General features: G+C 71.8%; 14 protein-coding genes. 5 read left to right on the top strand and 9 right to left on the bottom strand.

All coding sequences use genetic code 11. The features are described from left to right. Positions 1–306: 306 nt before the first annotated feature. Positions 307–4911 carry a beta strand repeat-containing protein gene (locus ACP6CK_RS22195; protein WP_426955493.1) on the top strand — a complete coding sequence of 1535 codons (4605 nt, stop codon included), beginning with the start codon at positions 307–309 and terminating at the stop codon, positions 4909–4911. A gap of 91 nt (positions 4912–5002) precedes the next feature. On the opposite strand, the gene xrtA is transcribed toward ACP6CK_RS22195, so the two are convergent. From xrtA to ACP6CK_RS22150, 9 genes are read right to left on the bottom strand one after another with little or no spacing between them, the layout of a single operon-like run. Beyond that, positions 5003–6550, bottom strand: a complete 1548-nt coding sequence (gene xrtA, locus ACP6CK_RS22190) for an exosortase A (protein ID WP_426955492.1) — start codon at positions 6548–6550, stop codon at positions 5003–5005. A 2-nt stretch (positions 6551–6552) separates the two neighbouring features. Continuing rightward, positions 6553–7830: a TIGR03087 family PEP-CTERM/XrtA system glycosyltransferase gene (locus ACP6CK_RS22185; protein WP_426955491.1), complete on the bottom strand. Its 1278-nt coding sequence runs from the start codon at positions 7828–7830 to the stop codon at positions 6553–6555. Positions 7831–7835: 5 nt separating this feature from the next. After that, on the bottom strand, positions 7836–8879 hold the full coding sequence (locus ACP6CK_RS22180; RefSeq protein ID WP_426955490.1) for a FemAB family XrtA/PEP-CTERM system-associated protein: 1044 nt from the start codon (positions 8877–8879) through the stop codon (positions 7836–7838). After that, a complete protein-coding gene (locus ACP6CK_RS22175; protein ID WP_426955489.1) occupies positions 8876–9772 on the bottom strand; it encodes an XrtA system polysaccharide deacetylase in 897 nt (298 codons plus the stop codon). Before ACP6CK_RS22175 ends, ACP6CK_RS22180 begins: the two co-directional genes overlap by 4 nt. Further along, the gene (locus ACP6CK_RS22170) at positions 9769–10770 is read right to left on the bottom strand and encodes an AAA family ATPase (protein ID WP_426955488.1); all 1002 of its coding nucleotides are present in this window, start codon (positions 10768–10770) and stop codon (positions 9769–9771) included. Before ACP6CK_RS22170 ends, ACP6CK_RS22175 begins: the two co-directional genes overlap by 4 nt. 41 nt (positions 10771–10811) lie before the next feature. Next, positions 10812–12518: a TIGR03016 family PEP-CTERM system-associated outer membrane protein gene (locus ACP6CK_RS22165; protein ID WP_426955487.1), complete on the bottom strand. Its 1707-nt coding sequence runs from the start codon at positions 12516–12518 to the stop codon at positions 10812–10814. After that, on the bottom strand, positions 12519–13412 hold the full coding sequence (locus ACP6CK_RS22160; protein WP_426955486.1) for a CpsD/CapB family tyrosine-protein kinase: 894 nt from the start codon (positions 13410–13412) through the stop codon (positions 12519–12521). After that, on the bottom strand, positions 13409–14953 hold the full coding sequence (locus ACP6CK_RS22155; RefSeq protein ID WP_426955485.1) for an XrtA system polysaccharide chain length determinant: 1545 nt from the start codon (positions 14951–14953) through the stop codon (positions 13409–13411). Before ACP6CK_RS22155 ends, ACP6CK_RS22160 begins: the two co-directional genes overlap by 4 nt. A gap of 3 nt (positions 14954–14956) precedes the next feature. After that, a complete protein-coding gene (locus tag ACP6CK_RS22150) occupies positions 14957–15508 on the bottom strand; it encodes an XrtA/PEP-CTERM system exopolysaccharide export protein (RefSeq protein WP_426955484.1) in 552 nt (183 codons plus the stop codon). 550 nt (positions 15509–16058) lie between these two features. Between ACP6CK_RS22150 and ACP6CK_RS22145 the strand changes: the two genes are divergently transcribed. From ACP6CK_RS22145 to prsT, 4 genes are read left to right on the top strand one after another with little or no spacing between them, the layout of a single operon-like run. Next, positions 16059–17399: an exopolysaccharide biosynthesis polyprenyl glycosylphosphotransferase gene (locus tag ACP6CK_RS22145; RefSeq protein ID WP_426955483.1), complete on the top strand. Its 1341-nt coding sequence runs from the start codon at positions 16059–16061 to the stop codon at positions 17397–17399. Between the two features lie 37 nt (positions 17400–17436). Then, positions 17437–19548, top strand: coding sequence for an XrtA/PEP-CTERM system histidine kinase PrsK (prsK, locus tag ACP6CK_RS22140; RefSeq protein WP_426955482.1), 2112 nt, complete (start codon positions 17437–17439; stop codon positions 19546–19548). Further along, on the top strand, positions 19545–20942 hold the full coding sequence (prsR, locus tag ACP6CK_RS22135) for a PEP-CTERM-box response regulator transcription factor (RefSeq protein ID WP_426955481.1): 1398 nt from the start codon (positions 19545–19547) through the stop codon (positions 20940–20942). The genes prsK and prsR overlap by 4 nt, the downstream gene beginning before the upstream one ends. A gap of 11 nt (positions 20943–20953) precedes the next feature. Further along, complete coding sequence (prsT, locus tag ACP6CK_RS22130; RefSeq protein WP_426955480.1) at positions 20954–23752, top strand: XrtA/PEP-CTERM system TPR-repeat protein PrsT; 2799 nt, start codon at positions 20954–20956, stop codon at positions 23750–23752. Positions 23753–23755: the final 3 nt, after the last annotated feature.

Here is a 23755-nt window from a genome sequence, read left to right as displayed (position 1 = left end):
GAGAATATCACGATTCCGTGCGCTCGGCCGCTTGCGCTTCGGCCGCCGCTGGTTAACGACTCCGTGAAGTAGCCGATCCCAAGAAGCCAGGTTCGGAGCGGGGCGATCTGCCGTGCAAAACGGCCTCCTTTCTGATCGATATCGGAATGGGAGAGAGTTCAAGGACATAAGAAGAACATGACGACGATTGATTCCACGATCTCTTCCGCCGATTTTCTGATTAATACTCTATCTCTCCAGAACGCTGGCTCCGGTATTCTTGTGGGAGGTGTCACCACCTTTGGGCAAGTCTTCGCCGCGGGCGATTTGCCGGCCGGAGCCGCCCTGGTCGCGCAGATCGGCGGCGTCACGGTCCCCGTGCAGGTGGACGTGAAGACGACCTATCCCGATGGCTCCGCGAAGATGGTCGTCCTCACGCTGGAGCGGCCGGAGATTGCGGCCGGTGCGACGCTCGACGTCACGCTGCTGCAGGCGGCCGCCCCTCCGGCCGCCCCCGCGCTCGACCTCGCGACGGCCCTGGGCGGGCATCGCTTCACCGTGGACCTGACGAATGACAGCGGCGTGGTGCGGCATGTGGACGTGCTGGACGCCCTGCGGAACGCGCTGGCCCACGGAGAGGCATCCGTGTGGCAGTCCGGTCCTCTCGCGGCGCAGGCGCGGGTGGAGGTGACGCTCGAAGGATCGCAGCGCCTCGTCTTCGACGTGACGGCCTACAAGGGCGGCGGCTTCGCCGTGGAGGCGAGCTTCAACAACGATGGCGCGATGGCGGCCACCGGCGGGCAGGTCTCCTACAGCATGGTCGCCCACCTGGACGGCGCCGAGGTCGCGCGCGAGACGGTGAGCCAGGGCCAGTACCAGAACTGGCACCGCGGCTTCTCCTCGAACGACCATGACGGCGGCCAGGGCCTCGGAAGCCCCGATGCGGGCTGGCTGAACATCCGCCACGACGTGGCGTATCTCGAGAGCACCGGCGCCGTCGCGAAGTACGATCTGACGGTCGGCGTGAGCGAGACGCTGCTGGAGTCCTGGGCCGCGGCGCAGACGGCGGCGGGCTGGGGTGACCCGCTCGCGGCGAACGGCGTCACGCAGGACATGCCGCGGACCGGGGGGCGCGAGGACCTCGGCATGACGACCGCCGCCAACACCGCCTGGCTGATGAGCGGGGACCCGCGCGCCGCCAGCTACGCGCTCGGGCAGGCGGAAGCGGCGGGCGCGGTGCCCTGGAACTTCTGGGACGCTGCGAACGGGACCTGGCTCAGCACCGACAACTATCCCGACCTCTGGACCGACTCCCGCGGCGGCACCGGATCGCCGGGCAGCAGCGACTCGACCGGCCTGACGCAGCAGGTGCCCACGGATACCGGCTGGGGTCCGGATCGGGCGCACCAGCCCGAGCTCTCCTTCGTCCCGTACATCCTGACGGGGGAGCGCTGGATCCTCGACAACCTGAGCGCCCAGGCCGCCTTCAACGTCGTGACGACCTGGCCCGCGGTGCGCGGGGATGGCGACGACATCCTGGTCCGGGAGAGCCAGGTGCGTGGCGCCGCCTGGGCGTTGCGGGAAATCGAGAACGCCGCGTGGGCGGCCCCCGACGGCAGCGCCGAGAAAGCGTATTTCACGTCCGTGGCGGACGCGAACTGGAAGTGGCTGGTCTCCCAGATTCCGGCCTGGACCGCGATGCAGGGGGAGGCCTATGGCTGGGTCCCAGGCGTTGCCGGCTCGCTCGGGGACCTCTCGCCCTGGCAGCAGGACTACTTCGCCTCCACCACGATCGCGGCCGCCAGCCGCGGGAACGCGGATGCGCTGATCTTCCTCGCCTGGCAGTCCAACTTCCTCGTCGGCCGCTTCTTCGCCGAGGATCGCGGCTTCGAGATGCGGGACGGCGCGGCCTACATCATCGCCATCCGCGACACCGCGACGAGCGCCCCCTACACGACCTGGGCGAAGATCGGGGCCGAGACGGTCGCGCGCGGCTGGTCCAACGGCGATACCACCTGGGACCACAGTTCGGGCGAGTATCCGCGGCTCGCGATGGCCACGCTCGCGGGGATCTACCACCTGACCGGCTCGCTGGCCGCCGCTGAGGCCTACCGGGCGCTGGCCGAGGAGAGCCCGCCGGGAACGACGCCCGACGTGTACGCCCGCGCGCCCCAGTACGCGGTGACCCTGCCCGGCATCTATGGCGGCACCGTCCTGGGCACGGATCTCAGCGAATCGAAGGTGCTCGTCAGCGCGACCCAGACCCTTGTCGCGGATCTCGGGGCGGGCCGCGACAGCCTGATCCTGGCCGATGGCGGCAACAGGGGCACGGTCACCCGAACCGAGTCGCTGACCGGTGGCTCCGGGGCGGATGTGATCACGCTGGACGCCAGGGGCGGCGTGACCGTGAACCTGCGCGGCGGCGCCGACCAGCTCATCCTGTCCTCGGCCGGCCCGAACCGCGTGACGGTGTCCAACGTGGAAACCATCCGGGGCGGCGAGGCGGCGGACGACGTCACCCTGAAGGTGGCCTCTACGGGGGTCACCATTGATCTCGGCGTCGGCGAGGACCGGCTGGCCCTGTCCTCCGCCGGAGCGAACAAGATCGCCGTATCGAACACGGAGACCATCCTGGGCGGCACGGCAGCGGACGATGTCACGCTCTGCACGGTGGCGAACGGGATCACGGTGGACCTGGGAGCCGGCGTGGACCGGCTCGTGCTCTCCTCGTCGGGCGCCAACACCCTGACCGTCGCCAACGCCGAGACGGTGATCGGCGGCAACGGAGGCGATATTCTCACGTTCGGCCTGATGCCGTCCGGCGCTGTCGTGGACCTTAGCGGCGGCGCCGACCGGATCGTCCTGTCCGATGCCGCGCCGAACGTGCTGACGGTCCTCAACACGGAGACGATCCTCGGTGGGGCCGCCGCGGACGACGTGACGCTGGCGACCTATGCCTCCGGTACGCTCGTGGACCTCGGCGGCGGCCTCGACCGGCTGGCCCTCTCGCCTACGAGCACGAACCGGCTGACGGTCGCGAATGTGGAGACGGTGATCGGCGGCAACGGGGGCGATGACCTGACGCTTCTCTCCGCGATCACCGGCGCGTCCTTCAATCTTGGCGCGGGCCTCGACCGGATCATCCTGGCTTCCGGCCACAACGTCCTGCGGGCGACCGGGGTCGAGACGGTCCTCGGGGCGGATGGGGCGGACAGCGTCACCTTCGACGGCGTGGCGAGCGGCGGCATGGTGACGCTTGGCGTGGGGGACGACGAGTTGGTGTTGACCAGCGCCGTCTCGGGCCTCGTCGCCAACCTGGGCGATGGAGTGGACAGCCTCGTGCTCTCCTCGGAAGGGCCGAACCGCCTGACCGCCATCGGCGTCGAGACAATGCAGGGCGCCGCTGCCGCGGATGACGTTACGCTCATGACCGGCGGCGCAGGGCTGCGCCTGGATCTGGGCGATGGGCTGGATCGCCTCGTCCTCTCCAACGCGGGGAGCATCGCCACGGTCCTCAACGTCGAGACGCTCGTCGGTGGAACATCCGCCGATCAGGTGACGCTCGGCGCCCCCGCGCTCGACATGTCGGTGAATCTCGGGGCTGGGGCGGATTGCCTGACCCTCTCGTCGGCCGGCCCCAACCGGGTCACGGTCTCAAACGTCGAGACGATCCTGGGCGGCGCCGCGGCGGACGAGGTGATCTTCGGCCTTCCCACATCTTATGCCGTCGTGAACCTCGGCGGCGGCTCCGATCGGCTCACCCTATCCTCAGCCGGACCGAACCGGCTCCTGGTCTCCTGTGTCGAGACGCTGACGGGGGGTGCCATGGGGGACACGGTGACCCTCGGCCGTGCCGTCACGGGCATCCGGGTGGATCTGGCGGGCGGCATGGACCAGCTGATGCTCTCCTCCAGCGGCGCGAACCGCCTGACCGTCTCCGGCGTCGAGACGATCCTCGGTGGCTCGGCGGGCGACAACGTCACGCTCGGCCGTGCCGCGCTGGACATCCAGGTCGATCTTGGCGGCGGCGCGGACCGGCTCGCCCTCTCCGCCTACGGCCCGAACCGCATGACGGTCCTGAACACGGAAACGGTGATCGGCGGCGCGGCGGCGGACGAGGTCCGGCTCGGGACCGCTGCCGTGGGGACGAGCGTGGATCTCGGAGGCGGAGCGGACCGCCTCGTTCTCTACGCCACCGCGCCCAACCAGGTGACGGTCTCCAACACCGAGACGATCATCGGCGGCAACGCCGTGGACGAGGTGACTCTCGGGAGCGCCGCCTCCGGCATCCTCGTGGACCTCAGCACCAGCGCCGACCGCCTCATGCTGTCCTCCGCCGGCCCGAACCTGCTGACCGTGGCGAACACCGAGACGGTGATCGGCGGCAGCGCCTCCGACGTGGTGACGCTCTCCACGGCGGTGGCGAACGGCGTGGTCGATCTCGGCGGCAGTTGGGACAAGCTCGTCCTCAGCAATGGCGCGAGCAGCGTGACGGCCACCAACGTGGAGGAAGTTGTCGGCGGAGACGGCAACGACCGCATTGCCATCACCGGCGCGGTCGGGTCGCGCGTGGAGGGCGGTGCCGGCGCCGACACGCTGATCGGCGGAGAGGGTTCCGACGTGTTGATCGGTGGCAGCGGGGCGGACCGGTTCCTCTTCCCCGCCGGTGCCTCGCCCGCGGCCACTCCCGACCGGATCGCCGACTTCGACGGGGTGAGCGACCTCCTGGTCTTCCAGGGTCAACTGAGGGGCAGCTTCGTCTTTCGCGGCGACAGCGCGTTCACGGGTGCGGGCCGCTCGGAAGCGCGCTTCGTGGACTCGACGGACCAGCTCCAGGTGGACACGAACGGGGACGGGACGGCGGAGGTGGCGGTGACGCTGACCGGCGTCTCCCTCTCGATGCTGTCGGCGACCGACTTTCTCTGGAGTTGACGGCGCGGTCCGGGGGGGCCGGTGCCGCCGGGCGGCCATGGCGGCGCGGAGGACCGCGCCGCCATGGCCCGCCTCTCCTCCATCGCCGGGTTCAGGGTGCCGCAGGCGCGGCCGCGTCCGGATCCGCCTGTCCCGGGCCGGAGGAGCGCGAGGCGGCCTGGGCCGCCACGCCCCCTCCCTGCGCCTCGAGCACGGTCCGGAGCAGTGCCCGTTCCCCGCCGGACTGTCCGGGCCGATCAGACCGCAGTTCCACCACGGCCAGCACCGGTCGCCCTGCCCCACCGACGAGCCCGCGCCAGGCCTGCGTGGCCCGGGTCCGGATCCCGTCCGCCGCGGGCCGCCCATCCAGCCAGGCGGCGGCGGCCAGCACCTGGTTCCCGCCCGGCGCCTGTCGGGCTCCCCAGGTGACGCCCGATGTCCGCACGTCGAAGGTCACGACCTCATCGTCGGCGGCCCCGGTCACGCGCCGCCGCTCAGTGGCCACCGCGCTCCAATTCACACGGGCCGGGAAGACGAGGAGCCGCGCCGAGACCACCATGTCCTGGCACCGGAGCGTTCCGTCCGGCGCGGCCGTGCAGCCCGACGGCGCGGCGAGCCGGGCGGGGTGGGCGATGGCGGGCGCGACGGCCCGGTCCAGCGTCGCGGCGAGGAGTGGCCCGGCCGAGGCGAGCCCCACGGCGCAGAGCAGCGCGAGAGCCAGGCGGCCGGCCCAGGGCGCTGCTCGGCCGGGCGGCGGGGCGGCGGGGACCGGGATGGCCCCGTCCTGCCGGAAGGGCAGGCCGGCGAGGATGAGCAGCAGCAGGACGAAGGTGAAGAACACCCAGCCGTAGAGAACATGGTCGGCCTCGATCGAGGCGGCGCTGCCCTGGAGATGCGCCAGCACCACGAGCCCGAAGGTCCGCACGCCGTTCGCGAGGACGGGCACCGCGACCGCCAGCGCCATCACCGCCAGCCGCCGCCAGGGGGAGCGGAACATGACCAGCGCGTAGAGCGCGCCGAAGGCGAGGGCCGCGATGAGGAAGCGAAGCCCGGCGCAGGCCTCGGCGACATAGAAGGTGCCTGCCGGGATCTCGATGACGAGGTCGTCCACGTAGTGCGGGATGCTCGTGAGGGAGAGGCCGAACCCGATCATCCGCGCCGTCACGGATTGCAGCGCGGGCACGGCGAAGGCACCGAAGGGAACGAGGAAGACGAGGTAGGCGAGCGGCGCCGCCATCGCGCGGCAGGCGCGCCAGCCCAGGACCGCCAGCACCAGGGCGTAGAAGGCGCCGAGCGCGGCGAACTGGCGGCCCTCCATGATCCCCATCCGCTCCGCCGCCAGCCAGGCAAGGCCGGTGGGCAGGACCGCGAGCGCGAGCCACGGGGAGGGCGCCGGGAGGATCACCGAGAGCCGGGCACGCCGAACCCAGGCAAGCCAGATCGCGATCGGCAGCACCAGCGGCCCGTGACTGTAGGCCGTCGAGCTCATCCAGATCCGTAGCGCCGCGGAGACCTCGGCGTGGAACAGGATGCCGAGCGCCACGACTCCCAGGGCGAGCGCCGCGGCCGCCCTCCCCCAGGCCTGCCGATGGAGCGCGGCGCCGGAGGAGGCCGGGCTTCGCCAGACCGGCGCCGGCGTCAGGACGGTCTGGTCGGGCATGGTCAGAGAGGTTCCATCGCCGCGCTCCGGGCCCTGTGTCCGGCGAGCGGAGCCGAATCGGCGGAGAGGATCGGGTCCAGCCGCCGCAGCGTCGCCGACCAGTCATGGCCCTCGGTCATCGCCCGCCGACCTGCGGCTCCGAGCGCGGGATGCGCGCCGTCGAGCACGTCGGCGATCCGCGCCGCCGTCTCCGTGGCGCCCCGCGCCACCAGCAGGTCGCGGCCGGGCACGGCCCGCACACCCTCGAAGGCTTCCGGGCTGGCGACCACGGGGCGCGCCATGGCCATCGCCTCCAGCACCTTGTTCTGGATGCCACGGGCGATCCGCAACGGCGCAACGGAAACCGCCGCATGGGCGATGTAGGGCCGCACATCCGGCACCGGGCCGGTGACGTGCACCCCCGGCCGATCCGCCAGCGCCCGCACCGAAGGAACAGGATTGGCGCCCACGATGTGGAAGGCCGGCGCCGCGATGCGGGCCGCCAGCAGCGGCATCACGGCCTCCGCGAACCACCGCACCGCCTCCACGTTCGGGCGGTAGTCCATCGTGCCCGTGAAGACGAGGGCGGGCGGGCCGCCGGCGAAGGGGTTCGGATGGCGGATGGCCGGATCGAAGCGGGCGGTGTCGACGCCGTTGTCCACGTGGTCGAGCCGGTCCGCGAGATCCGGCGCGATCTCGGCGAAGCGCCCCGCCTCCTCGGCCGAGACGAAGAGGGTCCGGTCGAACTCGCGCGCCGCCCGGCGCTCGAAGGCGAGGAGCGTCCGCGCCTCCCGCGCCCAGACCGGGCGCATGGGGCTGCGGCCGCCCGCGGCATAGGCGCGCCACTTCTCCGAATCCACGTCCACCATGTCCAGCACGCGCCGCAGCCCGCGCGCCTCGAGGAGATAGGGCGCCATGGAGGAGGAATAGGCGAGGGCCGCGTCCCAGCGCCCCGCCGCGACGCCGTCCCGCACCCAGGCCGCGAGGGAGGCGTCGTGGAACCAGCCGAGGCTGAGCGGCCGCCCCGGCCGGAACTGCAGGAGGGAGCGCACGGCCGCCTGGGCGCGCGACCCCGTCATCCGCCACTCGACGGCGGCGCAGCGCGAGCGGAGGACCGGCAGGTGGTCGAGGTCCGCCCGGTCATCCACGAGGCAGCCGAGATCCACCTCCCAGTGGTTCGCGAGATGATCGAGCATGTGCCACGCCCGGATCTTCTCCCCCTTCTCCGGAGGGTAGGGGATGCGGTGCGCGAGGAAGAGGAGGCGCCGGCGCGACGGGGCGACGGGATGCGGCAAGTCCATGCGCGTCAGCCCAGCCCGCGCACCAGCGGCGGCCCGAGGAGATTGGCCACCGGCAGGGGAAGGCGCTTCCAGGCGGCGATGGCCAGACGGAATCGGGGGTTGTTCGGGTTGTTGTCCGGCACCGCGGCGCCGGGCGCCAGGCGGTAGCAGTAGGGCAACTCCTCCGGCACGAAGCCCCAGTTCTTTTTGTAGTCGAAGGCGCCCGTGTCGGCCTTGCTGCGGCCGAAGTCAAAGACCGTGGCGCCGCGCTCCCGGGCCGCGCGCCGCATCACCTCCCAGTACATGAACTCGTTGGCCGAGAGCTTCCGCGCGAGGGGCACGCTGCCGGCGTAGTAGGGCAGCACCTCCTCGCGGAAGTGGAAGCTCAGGACCGCGGCCACCGGCTGGTCCCCGTGCCGCACCGTCGTGACATCGCAGGCGCCGGGAAAGGCGGCCGCGAGCAGCCGGAAGTAGCGGCGGGGGAAGGTGGGGGAGCCGAGGTTCCGCACGCTCTCGGCGTAAAGGGGGTACAGCCCATCCACATCCAGGTTCGTGACGGCGGTGAGGTTCGTCCGCGCGGCCTTGCGCACCTCCGCCCGCTGCTTGCGCGGGATGTTCGCCGCCTGGTCCTTCGCGTCGTCCCCGGTGATCGAGATGGTCTTGCGGAAGGTGTAGTAGAGCGGCGGCCGCACCTGCCATCCGGCATCGGGCGTGCCGCGGCGGCGGAACTCCAGCGCGGGCGCGCCGAGGCGACGCTGCAGGTCCAGCGCGTGATTCTCCAGGGCGGATGCGGCCTCCGGCATCGCGGCCACCGGGCCGCCATAGACGCAGAAAGGTGTGGAGGAGAGCGTGTTGCCGAAGAGCCGCGTCCGCATATGCACGAGCGGCAGCACGCCGACCACCGCGCCATCCTGCTCGGCGAAGGCGTAGTGGGTGGGGTGGCCGAAGGCGCGGCCGATCACGCCGGCCCAGCCGGAAAGGTGGCAGAAGGTTGCGTCCGGCATCGCCCGGACGAAGCGGTCCCAGGCCGGCGCCGCGGCATCGTCCAGTGGGCGGATTCGAACGGTCACGATAAGGTCTCCATGGCCTTCTGCCCGCGGATCGCGTCCGCGAAGACCTCGTCCATCCGCCCCCAGGAGAAGTCCCTGAGCAGGCGTTCGAGGCGGCCCTCCATGCGCGAGAGGCCGGTGTAGTGCCGGAAGCGGGACAGCCGGCCGGCGGCGACGCGCGGCTGGCCTGGATCCACCTCCCAGGGGTGGAAGTAGAAGATGCCAGCACGGCCCTCCGTCCGGTTCACCCGCCGCAGCCCGAACCGGAAGAGCGGATAGGGCATCAGCCGGAACCAACCGCCGCCCGCGCAGGGAAGATTGCGGCCCCGTCGGTCGCCGCCGGCCCGCACCGTCGTCATCGGCAGTTCCACCACCCCGTCGGGCCGCGGCCGGTGCGGGCCACGCGGCGCGTCCGGCGCGCCGTAGAGGTCGTGCCGCACCGGAAAGACGGAGGAGGAGTAGCGATGCCCCTCCTCTGCCAGCACCGCATGGGCCCATGGGGTGCGGGGACCGATGGAGAAGGTCGGCGCACGGTAGCCCGTGACCGCCACGCCGCCGGCATCCTCCAGCACGCGGCGGGCGCGCCGGATGTCGGCTCGGAAGGCGGCCTCGCCGATCGCGTCCACCTGCTCGTGGCCGTAGCCGTGGCTCGCCAGCTCGTGGCCGGCCGCGACGATGCGCCGGATCAGCACCGGCTGGCGCTCAGCCACCCAGCCCAGGCAGAAGAAGGTGGCGCGGACCCCGGCGGCGGCGAAGGCATCCAGCACCCGGTTCGTGTTCTCCTCCACGCGGGAGGCGAGGCTGTCCCAGTCCTCCCGCCGGATCGCCTGGGCGAAGGCCTGCACCTGGAACCAGTCCTCCACATCTACGGACATGGCGTTGCATGGCGGTCCCGCGGCCGCGGGCGCGCTCACCGGCGGTGCCCTCCCATGTCCGCGAAGAGGTCCATCAGCCGGTTGAACACGCGCTCCCGCCGGTGCGTGATGGCCTCGAGCGCATCGAGGCGCTCCGCCACGTCGTCGAGCATCCGTTCCACCGCCGAGGAGCCGCCGCGCCGACGTCCGCCGCGGAGCGGCTCCGGCTCTGCCCCGATGCCCGCGCCGAGATCGTCATCCAGCTCCTGCGCGATGGATTCCACCATCGGACCGGTGAGCACCGTCGCCTCCTCCAGCGCGCCGCTCAACAGCACGCGGGAGCAGAGGCGGTTGATCCGGCGCGGGATGCCGTCGGAGTGGCGGTGGACGAGGTCGTAGGCCGCCGGCTCCCAGGCCGGCTGCCCCTCCCAGCCCACCGCGCGGAGGCGGTGCTCGACATAGGCGCGCGTCTCCTCGCGGGACAGGCCGTCGAGGTGATAGGAGGCGAGCACGCGTTGCCGGAGCTGGTCGAGGTCCGGGCTGGCCATGATGCGGCGAAGCTGCGGTTGGCCGATCAGCATCGTCTGCAGCGGCGCGACCGGCCCGGCCGTCACGTTGGACAGCATCCGCAGCTCTTCCAGCGCCTCGGGCGGAAGGGCCTGCGCCTCGTCCACGATGAGCAGGTGGCGGCGCCCGCCGGACGCCGCGGCGGCGCGCAGCATCTCCGAGATCCCGCGCAGGATCGCGGCCTTCGTGCCGTCCGAGGGGACGCCAAAGGAATCCGCGACGAGGCGGAGCAGGTCGTCACCCTGCACCTGCGTCGTGGCGACCCGCGCGATCGCGAAGGCCGCGGGGTCCAGCTCGCCGCAGAGCCGCTCGATCAGCGTCGTCTTGCCGGCGCCGACCTCCCCGGTGATGACGACGAACCCCTCCCGCTGCGCCAGCCCGTAGGTGAGGTGCGCGTAGGCCCGGGAATGCCCCTCGCTCGCGTAGAACAGGCGCGCATCCGGCGTCATCAGGAAGGGGTGTTCCCGGAAGCCGTAGTGGTTGATGTGCATGTCCGACGTCCCTGGGAGCGCGGAGCGCCCGGTTGGTGCCGCTAGAAGCTCTGACGCAGCGTGAGGATCACCGCGTTCTGCAGGCGGTCCCCACGGCCGAAGGGGGCGCTGTCCCGGTCCGCGAGGTCGGTGAACCGGTTGCTGATCTGGTACTGGACCGAGGCGGTGAGACGCTCGGTGAGCTGGTGCGCCAGGGTGAGCCGCGCGGAGTAGGAATCGCCCCTGGTGCGGAGGGTGGAGGATTCGAACCGTCCGAACTGGGCCGAGGCGATGAAAGTCGTCACCGGTGAGATCGAGCGGCTCCAGCTGAGGCCGATCGACTCGCTCTCCTGCTGGAAGGCGACCGTGCCTCGGGCCACCGAGACCGGGACACGCTCCTCCCGCGTCAGCGACAGGGTGATCGTGTCGCGATCCCAGACCTGGCTGAGCGCGATCGAGGCGCGCTTGATCCGCACGAGCGCATTCTGCAGCGCGAGCAGCGATCCACCGCTCGCCTGCGTCGGCGATCCCGTGCGCGAGTCGGTGGCATTGCCCAGATCATCGACCGTGGTGGTCGTCAGCAGGTCCGCGGCCCGCCGCACCGTCGTCGTCAGCTCGTCGGAATAGCTCGCGAACAGGACCGTGCGGGCCCCCAGCGCGATGCGCGCGAGGACCGAGGGGGAATTGAAGCCGTCCCGGTGCTGGTAGCGGGCGATGACCATCGTGTCCGGGCTGGGGTCCAGGCGCACGCCGAAGCCCCAGACGGCCTCGCTGATCCGGATCGGCGGCACGCCCGCGTAGGATTGGCTCTCGTACCCGACGGATGCCAGCACGGCCACGCCGCGCGTGATGGCGTAGCGGGCCTCGAACTCGCCGATGGCGCGGTGGGCGCCGTCCAGTACGCCATCGCCTGAATAGGTCGTGCCGCTCCCCCGCACCTCGAAGGCCAGCCGCCCGAAGTCCTCTCCGGTCCGCAGCGCGCCGAAGGCGGTGTTGGAGACGAATTCCTGCGGCGTGAAAAAGGGTTGCCCGCCCGGCGTCAGGGATCGTGAGCTCCCGTCCTCCCGGCTGTACTGCAGCGTGTAGCCGACGATCCCAGTCGCGAGGCCGCCGAAGCGGTGCATGTAGTACGGTGTCGCGGAGAAGGACGCGGTCTGCGCCCGGTCCCGGCGCGGCAGGCTGGCCGAATCCTCGTCCGTCGAGCCGCCGCCGATCCGCTGCACGCCCGCGCTGCCGCGGATGTCGAGGAAGAGGGAGTTCCCGAGAAGGGTGGCGAGGAGCGACGCGTTGAGGCGGTGATCCAACCGGTCCTGGTCCCGATCGGACGCATAGAGCTGGAGGGTCGGGACATAGACGATCCGCCCCTGCAGCCGGGCGGTGTCGAGGGTGAGGAACAGATCCGGCGTGATGGAGCCGACCACCTCGCTCCGCCGCTCGGCCCGACCGGGGAAGATGTTGTCGGTCGCGAAGATCTGGCCGGAGATACCGCCTTCCAACGCCACGGTCCGCCCGGGCTCCAGGCTACCCTGTGCCAGGGGGGAGCCGAAGGGCACACCGAAGAACCCGCCCAGCGGGCTCGGCATCTCCCCCGGCACGGCGGGCACCCCGCCCGGCACGCCGCGCGCGAGTGCCACGTCCGCCGCGGTTGTGGCGCGGGTCGCAGGAGCGGCGACGGGTTCCGCGGCCCCGGCTTCCGTCTCCGACTGCGCGCGCGCGGGCTCGGCCGCGAGGAGCAGGAGGAGGGTCGCGGCCGGGAGAGCGATCCTCATCTAGGCGGCCGCTTCGAGGGATCGGTAGGTTCCGTAGTCCGATGCGCCGAAGCTGTCGCTCGTCCTCATCTGCGTCCGGTTGAGGAGGAGCTGAAGCGAGGGGCAGCCCGAAATCATGTCGAGCGCCGCCTCCACCTCGTCCCGCTGCACACGCTCGGCCTGCACGACCATCACGACCTGCCCGACGATGGGGGCGAGCACGCTCGCCTCGCTGGTGGACAGGCAGGGCGGGGTATCGAGGACGAGGATCTGGTCAGGCCATGCCGCCGCCAGGCGCAGCACCGCGGTGGAGATGGCCGCGCCGGACGGCACCACCGGCGCGTCGGGCGCCGCGACGCCGTAAGGAAGGAACGACAGGCCGGGCCGCTCCGTCGGCAGGGCGATCGGCGTGGACGCCCGTTCGGGCTCGACCGTCAGCGTCCGCAGCCCGGGCTGCTGATTGCATCCGAGGGTGTCGGTGAGGCCTCCCGGCTTGCCGTCCACGTCCACCAGCATCGCCGGCCGCCCACTCGCCGAGGCGATGCCCGCGGCGATGTTCAGCGCGCTGAAGGTCTTTCCCTCGCCAGGAAGCGCGCTGGTGACGAGGACCAGCCGAGGGTTCCGTCCGATCGAGACGGGCATTCCCTTGATGTTCCGCAGGACCTGATCCTGGATGACCGCGATCTCCTCGATCAGGCGGCTCCGGGAGGCGTCGACCGGCACCATGCCGGCCTGCAGGAGAAGCGCGGCCGCGATCGGCGGTCGCTCCGGTCCCGGCTGCGACGGCGGCACGGGTGGTCGGGGCGGCGCCGGCGGCATCGGGGGTGCGTGATGGTAGTTGTGCCCTTCGGCCGCGCCGAGTGCGGCCGCGGCCCGCTCGACCAGATGGCTCCGGCCTTTGGAGGTCGCCGTCATGCGAGGACTTTCGACAGGAGGGCAGGAATGCGTGCGGCCAGTGTCGGGCCTTCGGCGAGCACGACACCGAAGGTGGCGACCAGCAGGCCCAGAGCCCCGACGAAGGCCAGGGTGACCGCCAGGCGTGGCCGCAGTTGCGGGCCGGACAGCGCCCCGAGAACCGGCAGGCCAAGCTGCCGGAGCTCGGTGATGCTGAAGAAGCTCCGGTCGAACATCGCGAGCACGAGGGCGAGGAAGATGCCCGCGCCCACGCCCGCCACCATGACGCCGGCCGAGAGCAGCATGCGCTGAGGACTGACGGGGACGGTGGGCAGGTTCGGCGGCTCGATCACCTCGATCCGGATCTGATCCGCGCCCGCGCGGGCGGCCCCGGCAATCTGCAGCGATTCGCGGCGGGCAAGCAGCTCCTCGTAGCTGCGGCGCAGCACGGTATAGTCGCGGTCGAGGTTCGTGAACTCCGCCTGGAGCTGGGGCGCACCGCGCGCGAGCGCCTCGAGCCGCTCCACCTCCTCGCTGGCGTCGCGCACTTGCCGCTCGAGCGACGCGACGGCCGATTCGGCGTCGAGCAGACGGACCTGCACCTGTTCGCGGGCGGGGTTGGGCCGCGGGCCACGAGGCGTAGAGGGGCTGGCACGGGCTTCGCCGTCGCCGCCGCCACCGCCCGTGGCCCGCAGCTGCGCCAGGGCGGCGCGTCCGGCGATCACCTCGGGATGGCGATCCGTGTACCGGAGTTGGAGGTCCCGCAGCTGGCGCTCCATCTCGGCGACCCGCCCGCCGCCACCGCCACTGGCGCGCACCGGCTCGGGCGGCAGGGTGGCCGGAATGGCTTCTAATTGCTGGCGGATGAGGTTGCGCCGCGCCTGCGCGTCCTCTGCCTCGCCACGGAGCGTCGCGAGGCGGCTGCGCGCCGCCTCGTAGCGCGAATTGCCCCCGAGCAGCTCATTCGGCAGGAGATCGAGATAACGTGCACGGAACTCCGCGCGCCGGCGCTCCGCCTCGCGCAGCTGCACCTCGTAGGTCGCGATCTGCTGCTGGACGAAGCCGCGGGCGTTCTCCATCTGCTGGCGGTCGTTGGAGGCCGCCCGCTCGACGAAGAGATCGAGCGTCGCCTGGACGACGGACCGGGCCACGCGGGGATCCGGGTCCCGGTACTCGATCCGGAAGAGATTGCGCGATTGCGGCGTGAGGCGGATGTCGCGCGCCAGCGACAGGATCAGCGCTTCCCGGTCGGCCAGCTTCGAGATGCGCATCGAGAGATCGGTGCGGGCGATGAGGCGCTCGAGGTTCGGTCGGCTGAGCAAGGTGCGCTGCAGCGTGTCCACCTGGCTCGTGGTCGCCCCGTCCACCGCGATGCCGCGAAGCGTCTGGCCGAGGATGGCGTCGGCGTCGGCATAGATGCGCGCGCTCGCCTGATACTGGTCGGGGATGGCGTGAACGCCGGCCCAGCCGCCCAGACAGATCACCCAAGCAAGGAGAATCGCCTTCCAGCGATGCCTCCAGCCGACCGACAGGGTGCGGCGGAGACCGAGGATCGGCTGCACGGTTCAGAACCAGCTCTGCGGGATGACCAGCGTGTCTCCCGGGCGCATCGGGATGTCTTGTCGCACGTCGCCATCCCGGAGCAGCGCGGAGAGCCGCACCGGGATGATGCGCGGAGGCGCCCCGTCCGCGTCCCGGCGCACGATCTCTGCCCGATTGCCCGCCGCGTAGCGCGTCAGGCCGCGCGCCCCGATGAGAACGTCCAGCAGCGTCATGCCGTCGCGATAGGGAAGCGCGAGCGGTTGCGCCGCCTCACCGATCACGCGGACCATGCGGGATGAGGGACCGACGAAGGACTTGACCATCACGGTCACGTTCGGCTCCCGGACATATTGCCGCAGCCGCTCCTGAATGACGTCGGCGAGCTGCGTCGGCGTCCGCCCGGCCGCCTCGATGTCCGGCACCAGGGGAATGGAAATGCGACCGTCGGGACGAACCGGAAGCTCCACGCTCAGCTCGGGCGAGCGATAGACGAAGACGCCGAGCGTATCGCCGGGCCCGATCACGTATCCCGTGGACGCTGGGCCATCGGCCCGCGCCAGCTCGGGCGGCGGCACCGGCGCACAGGCCGCGCCGGAAAGAGCCAGTGCAACGCCGATCAGGATGGCCGTACTCTTGTGGGCCGCGAACCTGCGCGGTCCTCGGATCAAAGCGCAGGACGCTTGGCGAAGAGGGCGAAGATCTGTCCCGATCGACATGCTGTCCAACTCCTTCGGAGGGATTCGCTGCACGGTCGCTTTACAACGGGACTCTACAGGAATGAAAGATATCCTGACAATAGAAGAACGGCTTCGATCGAGTATGTAATCATCGCACTTAAGTATAACTATTGTTAATTTCTCCTACAACGTGTGTCAGGATCAGCGCCATACAACCCAATCTTAGCTACAACCTTAAGTGGAATATCCGTCCATACTGTAAGATGTTCCTACATCGCTGTTAAGCCACGCAACGTCAGCATCAAATGATGTCAAGAGTTGATGACTATTTTGCCCATTCTATCCGTGGACTTGACAGGTTGGATACGCTCTCCTCGGCGAAGCGACATCCTGCGGAAGCCCTGCCTCCCCCCGGCACGGTCCCACAGGGTGCTGTTGGAGTTGTGCCATGACCAAAGTCTTCGGACACAGCATCCGCTCGGAAATTCTCGTTCTTTACTTGCTCGAAGGTCTTATTTGCTTCGTTGCCTCCTATGCCGTTCTCTCCGGCACGGGCGCATCTGCAGGCACGCGCGACCAAACCAATCCGGCACTGGTGGCGGCTTTACTCACTCTCAGTTTCGGCCTGGCCGGAAGCGTCAGCGGCCTTTACCGCCCGACGACTTGGCTCCGTGTGGGCCGGATCTTCACTGGCGCCGTCATTGCCTTACTATTTCTTGCCGTCCTCGCTGAATTGCTGGCGCCGTCCGCCCTGTATGATTCCAACGGAAGCGTCTGGCTCGGCGTGCAGCGTATCCTGCCCGTCTTCGCCCTGTCTCTGGTCGTCACCCGCATCAGCCTGATGCTGGCCGCGCGCTTCGGACTCTTCCGCCGGCGCCTGATCGTGGTGCAGGACGAGCGGGCCGAAGGTGGTCTGCGCCGCTGGCCCCGCGACGATCCGTCCTTCGAGATCGTGCCGACGCAGCCGTCGGACCTTGCAACGGATGCCGGCTGTCCCGGGCGCAACGGACATCCCCGGCCCTGGGCCGTGGTCGCCGAGCGACCGGAGCAGATCCCCCCCGCAGCGCTCCGTCAGATGTCGGCCGACGGGATCCACGTGCTGCATGCGAGTGAATTCTGGGAGCGACGCCTCGGACGCCTGGACCTCGCCGGACTGCCTGACGGGTGGGTCTCCGCGAGCCGCGGCCTGCAGGAGCACCCGACCGAGCGGGCGCTGCGCCGCGGCTTCGACATCCTTGCCAGCCTCCTGCTGCTCGCGGTGACGTTGCCCCTCCTCCTTCTCGCGATCATCGCCCTCAAGCTCGACAGTCCCGGGCCGATCTTCTACCGCCAGGAGCGCGTTGGTCAGGGCGGCCGCCGCTTCTTGCTCTTCAAGCTCCGCAGCATGGTGCAGGACGCCGAGGCGGCCGGCGCGCCGCGCTGGGCGGTCAGGGGCGATTCGCGCGTCACCCGCGTCGGCCGCATCCTCCGGCTCTTCCGGATCGACGAGATCCCCCAGGTACTGAATGTCCTTCGGGGGGACATGGCCTTCGTCGGACCACGCCCGGAACGCCCGGCCTTCGTCGAACAGCTGGAAGCGCTGATCCCGCACTATTCCGACCGTGCCGTGGTGAAGCCAGGGATCACCGGGTGGGCCCAGGTGAACTACCCCTACGGCGCCTCGGTCGAGGATGCGCGCGAGAAGCTCACCTACGACCTCTACTACGTGAAGCAGCGCTCCCTGTTCCTCGACTTGCTGATCCTCATCGCGACGGTGCGCGTGGTGCTCTTCCAGGAGGGCTCCCGTTGACCGCCCCCGGCCCGGGCCGCCGCGCGGAGCCCGGCGCATGAGCGCGACGGCATCCGTCCTGCCCCATGCCGCCTGCGCAGCGGCATGCCTCGTCTGGACCGCGCTGGTCCTGCGGGTCGGACGGGCCGCCGCCCCGCTGGCCCTGGCGTGCGGGATCACGGCGCTCTGGGCCGCGGCCGTGGCGCTCGGAAGCGACGCCCCGCTGGACGGGCTGGCCGGCGCGCTAGAGGTGCTGCGGACCGGCTCCTACATCCTTCTCCTGCTCGCGCTGTGCCGCCGCCTGGGTGGTCTCCGGACGGCGTCGCGCCTGACTTGGCGCGTCGCCCTCGCGGCCGGCCTGGCCGGTCTCCTCCTCCTCGGTGCGCTCCTGCCGCTCCTGGCCACGGCGGTGACGCTTCCGGCCGTCGGTCCTCTGCTGCCCATCCTGCAGATCGGCCTCGCGCTCGCGACCCTCCTGCTGGTCGAGAACGTCTGGCGCAACGCGGACGAGACGGCGCGGTGGCACGTCAACCTGCTCTGCATCGCCCTCGGCGGCTTCGCCGCCTTCGATCTTCTCCTCTACTCGCACGCTGCCCTGTCAGGCGCCTTCTCGGGCGTGCTGCTGGATGCCCGGGCGGTGATCACCTCGATCACGATGGGGCTGCTGGTCGTGGCGGCCGCGCGGAACCGGCGCTGGCAGGCAGAACCCCCGGTCTCGCGCGAGGTGGTGTTCCACAGCGCCACTCTCATGGTTGCCGGGGCCTTCCTGCTCGGCGTCGGCGTGCTGGGAGAAGGGTTGCGGCAATCGGGTCTCGCCTGGGGCGAGGCCGCCCAGGCCGGGCTGATGGCGGTCGCCGTCCTGGGCCTTGTCGTCGCGGCGAGCACGGCGTCCCTGCGGTCGCGGCTGCGTCGCGCCGTCGTGGACCATTTCTTCGCCGCCCGGCACGACTATCGCCGGGAATGGCTGCGCTGCGTCGCGGCCCTGTCGGCCCCGGATGGCGACGCCTCGATCCGGGCGATCAGAGCGGTCGCGGACGCTGTCGATTCGCCCGCGGGCGTGCTCCTTCTCCGGCGTGACGAGTCCGGTGCGGCGACGACACCGTGCCTCGACCCGGCTGGGTCGTGGAACCGTCCGGCCCTTCCGGTCCCGGCGCTCGCCGGCTCCTTCCTCCTCGCTTCCCTGGGGCCGGACGGCGACCGCGTCGCCGTGTTCCGTCCTGGCGCTGCCGAAGCGGGCGCGGCGGAGCTGGAGGCGACCTACGGCCCGGTCTGGCTCGCCGTCCCCCTCCTCCACCATCGCCAGGGCCTCCTCGGGGTCGTGCTGCTGGCTCCGCCCCGCGCTCCCTTCCCGCTGGACGACGAGGTTCTCGACCTCCTCCGCATCCTCGGCCGGGAGGTCGCGATGTTCCTGGCCGAGCGGCGCGCCGCGGAGCAGCTGGCGGACGGGCGGAAGCTGGCCGAGTACGCGCAACGCTTCGCCTTCGTCGCGCACGACCTGAAGACCGTGTCCTACCAGCTCGGAATGCTTCTCGCGAACGCCGAGAGCAACATCCATGACCGGGAATTCCAGCAAGACATGCTGCTGACGGCGGGAGCGGCCGTCACGCGGATGAGGAGCCTGATCGCGCGCCTTCCGGCCGAGGAGGAGGGAGACGCTCCCGCCGCGGCGCCGGCCTCCGCCCCTTCCCCGGCCGTCATCGATCCCCGGCCCGTCCTGCGGGCGCTCGCCGCACGCCGGTCCCACCCGGTGCAGGTGATCGAGGACGATAGGGTGTCGGCCGTGGCGATATCGGGCGACGCCTTCGACTCCGCGGTCACCCACCTCCTCGACAATGCGGTGGAAGCGTCGGGCCCCGATGAGCCGGTGACTCTGCGCCTGTGGAAGAAGGATGGGCGACCCATGCTCGACATCGCGGACCGAGGCATCGGCATGACCGACCGCTTCGTGCGGGAGATGCTGTTCCGTCCGCTCAGCACGACGAAGAAGGGCGGGAACGGCATCGGCGCCTGGCAAGCGCGCGAGCTGCTGCGCGCCGCAGGCGGCGACCTCACGGTCATCAGCCGACCAGGCGTGGGCACGACGATGAGGATAACGCTTCCCCCGACCACGGCGGCCGATCCCGCGCCTGCCGCCAGCGCCGCGGCCCAGCCGGAGAAGGTAGGAGCATGAGCCGTCCCAAGCTCCTCGTGATCGAGGACGACGCCGGGCTTGCGGCGCAGTACCGTTGGTCGTTCCCGGAGTACCGGGTGCTGCTCGCGGCGGATCGCGCGACGGCCTGCGCGATGATCGCGCGGGAACAGCCCTCCATCATCCTGCTCGATCTCGGCCTTCCGCCGGACGCGGAGGGGGTGAGCGAGGGTTTCGCGACGCTCGAGGCCATCCGGCGGGACTGGCCGCAGACGCCCGTGGTAGTCGCGAGCGGCCAGGGGCAGCGGGCGAACGCGCTCCGGGCGATCGCGCTCGGCGCCACCGACTTCCACGAGAAGCCGCTCGACATGGCCGTCCTGCGGACGGTCCTCGACCGCGCGCTCCGCCTGCACGACCTGGAAGAGCAGAATCATCGCCTCGCCGTGACGGCGCGCCCCTCTCCAATCCAGGGGATCATCACCTCGGACGAGGGCATGCTGAAGGTCTGCGCCACGATCGAGCGCCTGGGGCCTGTCTCCATTCCCGTGCTGCTCCTCGGCGAGAGCGGTACCGGCAAGGAAGCGCTCGCCCGCGCATTGCACGAACTCGGGCCGCGCGCCGGCAAGCCCTTCGTGGCCATCAATTGCGCGGCCGTCCCCGAATCCCTGATGGAGGGAGAGCTGTTCGGCCACGAGCGGGGCGCCTTCACCGGTGCCGTGCGGCAGGTCCAGGGCAAGTTCGAGACCGCCCATGGCGGCACGCTGTTCCTCGACGAGATCGGGGAGATGCCGCCCACCCTGCAGGCGAAGCTCCTCCGCTTCCTGCAGGACGGCGTGATCGAGCGGGTCGGCGGCCGCACGCCGATCCGCGTGGACGCGCGGATCGTGTCCGCGACGAACCAGCCGCTGGAGGACCAGGCCGCGTCGGGCCAGTTCCGCGGGGACCTGCTCTACCGGCTGAACGCGGTCACCGTCCGCATCCCGCCGCTGCGCGAGCGCGGGGAGGATGTCGCGCTCCTCGCCCGCTGGTTCCTGGCCCGGCACGGCTGGGCCTTCAACAAGCGGCTCAAGGGCTTCGATCCTTCGGCCCTCGCGGCCCTGGCGGCGCACCGCTGGCCCGGGAACGTCCGGGAGTTGGAGAACCGCGTCCGGCGGGCGGCCCTGATGACCAATGGTCCTCATATCAGCGCCGCCGATCTGGAGTTGGCCGAGCCGCCGGCCCAGCCGGAGCCGAGCCTCGACCTGCGCGCGGCGCGGCTGCGGGTGGAGCGCTCGGTGGTGGAACGGGCGCTGGCCCGCACGAACGGCAGCCTCTCGGCGGCCGCCCGGCTGCTCGGGATCAGCCGGCCCACCCTCTACGGCCTGCTCGAGACGCACAGCCTGTCCGTCCAGCGGGCCGAGGCGGACAGCGTCCCCGGGTCCCCGCCGCCCTCATGAGGAGAACGCGCATGGCGTCGCCCCGCCGCCTTGTGGTGCCGCTCACCCTCGGCGCCCTGTTGCTGTCCGCGGCGCCGGCCAGCGCGACCCTGGAGCGGGCGCGCGCGGCCCAGGCGCGCGGCGAGCTGCGCACGGCGCAGATCGAGCTGCGCAACGCCGTCCGGGCCGAGCCCTCCTCGGCCCCGCTGCGCGCCGCGCTGGCGCAGGCGAGCCTGGACGTCGGGGAGGCCGACGCCGCCGAGCGCGAGATCCGCACGGCCCTGGAGGCCGGCTTCGATCCCGTCGCCGGGACGAGCCTGCTGCTCAGGACCTATCTGGCGCGCGGCCGCCACAACGAGCTCCTGCGCGACTTCCCGGAACCGGCGGCGGATGCGGCGGCGCCTGTCGCAGCCCGGATCCTGGCTGCGAGATCCATGGCCCAGCTCGCGCTCGGGCAGCGGGACGATGCGCGGCGCTCCGCGCTCGACGCCGTGCGCCGGTCGCCGGAGGCGGCCGATGCCCATCTGGCCGCCTCGATCGTCGCGCTCGCCGCCGGCGACCTGGCCGCGGCCGAGGCGGCCCTCGACCGTGCGCTCGAGGCCGAACCGAATTCCGCCGAGGCACTTCTCCGCAAGGCGGCCCTGCAGCTCGCGCGCGGCGAGGTCCGGGTCGCCGCCGACACCGCCGGGCGCGTCATCGCGGCCAACCCCGGTCATGTGCCCGCACGGATGAGGCGTGCCGAGGCGCTGCTGATGCTCGGTGACGATGCCGGGGCGCGCGCCGACGTGGACGCGGCGCTTCGCACCGCCCCCGGCAGCGCCGCGGCCGTCTATCTGCGCGCCGTGCTGGCCAGCCGTGCGGGGAACTGGCGGGAGGCGGATGAGGATCTGCAGCGCCTCGGGTCTGTCGCCACGAACATCCCGGGCGCCCTCCTCCTCCAGGCGCGGACGAAGCGGGCGCTCGGCCAGGCGGCACAGGCCGAGGATGCCGCGCGGCGCTACGTGGCCCGCAACCCGACCGACGCCCGCGGCGGGCAGCTTCTCGCCCTCATGGAGATGGAGGGCGGCCGTCCCGATGCGGCGGCGGGCACGCTCACGCGCCTGGTGAGCCGCGGCGTGTCCAGCGCCCCGATCCTCGACCTGCTCGGGCGCGCCCACATCGCAGCCCGGCGACCGCGCGAGGCCCTGGAGGCGCTGAACCGGGCCGCGGCGCTCGCGCCCGATGATGCGGGCATCCTATCCCGCCTCGCGGCGGTGCGGCTGATGGTGGGTGACGCCACCGGCATGGCCTCCGCGGCCGCGGAGGCCGCACGGGTCGCGCCCGGGACGCCCGGCGCGCGCGAGCTCCTCGCGATCCACGCGCTCTCCTTCGGCGATGTCGCGGGCGCGGAGGCGGAGCTCGCGAAACTGGAGCCCGCTGCCCGCAACGGGGAGATGGCCCGCGTGCTCGAGGGCATGATCCACACGCTTCGCCTCGACGTGCCCCGGGCCCAGGCGACGTTCCAGGCCATCCTGGCGGCTAACGGGGAGTCGGTGCAGGCGCGGATGGGGCTCGCCCGCCTGGCCGCGGCGAGCGGCGACCACGCCACGGCCGACCGGCTGTGGGGCGAGGTGCTGGCCCGTGATCCGGGAAATGCCGAGGCCACCCGCCGGCTGGCCCTGTCCGCGATCGGCGACGGCCCGCGCGCGGCCTCCGCGCGCACCACGCTTGAGGCGGCCCAGGCGGCCCATCCGGCGGACCAGAACCTCGCTCTCGCCCTGTCGGGCGCGCTGCTCCGCAGCGGTGATGCCGCAAGGGCGGCCGCGGTGCTCGACACGACGCCGCTTCGCGCCGCGCGGCGCGGGCCGGCGATCCCGCTCGCCCTGGCGGAGGCGCGCGCGGCGGCAGGACAATGGGCGGAGGCGGAGAACGCCAGCCGCCTTGCCCTGGCCGAGGCGACGGACCTGGCCGCCCCGCGGCGGCAGCTCGCCCTGATCCTGGCGCAGCGCGGCGATCAGCGCGGCGCCGAAGCCCTGATCGAGGAAGGGCTGCGCGCGCGCCCGAACGACCCGGAGCTCCTGGGCACGCTTGTCGTCCTGGCAGGCCGGAAGGACGGTGTGGATGCCGCCCTGGCCACCGCCGACCGGCTGGCTGACCGGCCGGGCACCCGGCCGGGCTCCGCCACGCTGCGCGGCGATGTCCTGATGAATGCGCGCCGGTTCGAGGAGGCGGCCCGCGCCTTCGCGGCCGCCTATGCCCGGGATGCCTCCCTCACGCTCGCGCTCCGGCAGGCCACCGCCTGGAACGCGGCGGGGCGGAACCGGGAAGCCAGCGCCGCCCTCTCCGCCTGGCTCGAGCGCGAGCCGACGAGCGCGCCCGCCCTGCTGGCCCTCGCCCAACTCGAACTCGCCGCAGGGCGCCTCGCGGAGGCCGAGCGCCACCTGGGCGAGGCCCTGGCCGGCTCCCCGGCGGATGTCAGCGCTCTGAACAACCTCGCCTGGCTCGTCCAGCAGCGCGGCGACCCCGCGTCCCTCGCCCGCGCTGCCGGGATGGCGGAACTCGCCTACTACCTCTCGCCGACGGCCGAAGTGGCGGACACGCTGGGCTGGATCCGTCTGCGGAGTGGCCGCGCGGCGGAGGCGGTGCCGCTGCTCCGGCAGGCCGTCGCCGCCTCCGCCACGCGGGGGGCGCCCGACCGGGCGATGTCGTACCGGCTCGCCGCCGCGCTGCGGGAGACGGGCGCCCGGGACGATGCCGTGCGTGTGCTGGAGCCGGCCATCGCTGGTCCCGCGGCCTTTCCGGAGCGCGCGGACGCCGAGCGGATGCTCGCCGAACTGCGCGCGGGCCGCTGAGAG

Source organism: Muricoccus radiodurans (assembly GCF_050154705.1).
Classification (GTDB): Bacteria; Pseudomonadota; Alphaproteobacteria; order Acetobacterales; family Acetobacteraceae; genus Roseomonas; species Roseomonas radiodurans.
This window is presented reverse-complemented; position numbering and strand designations above follow the sequence as displayed.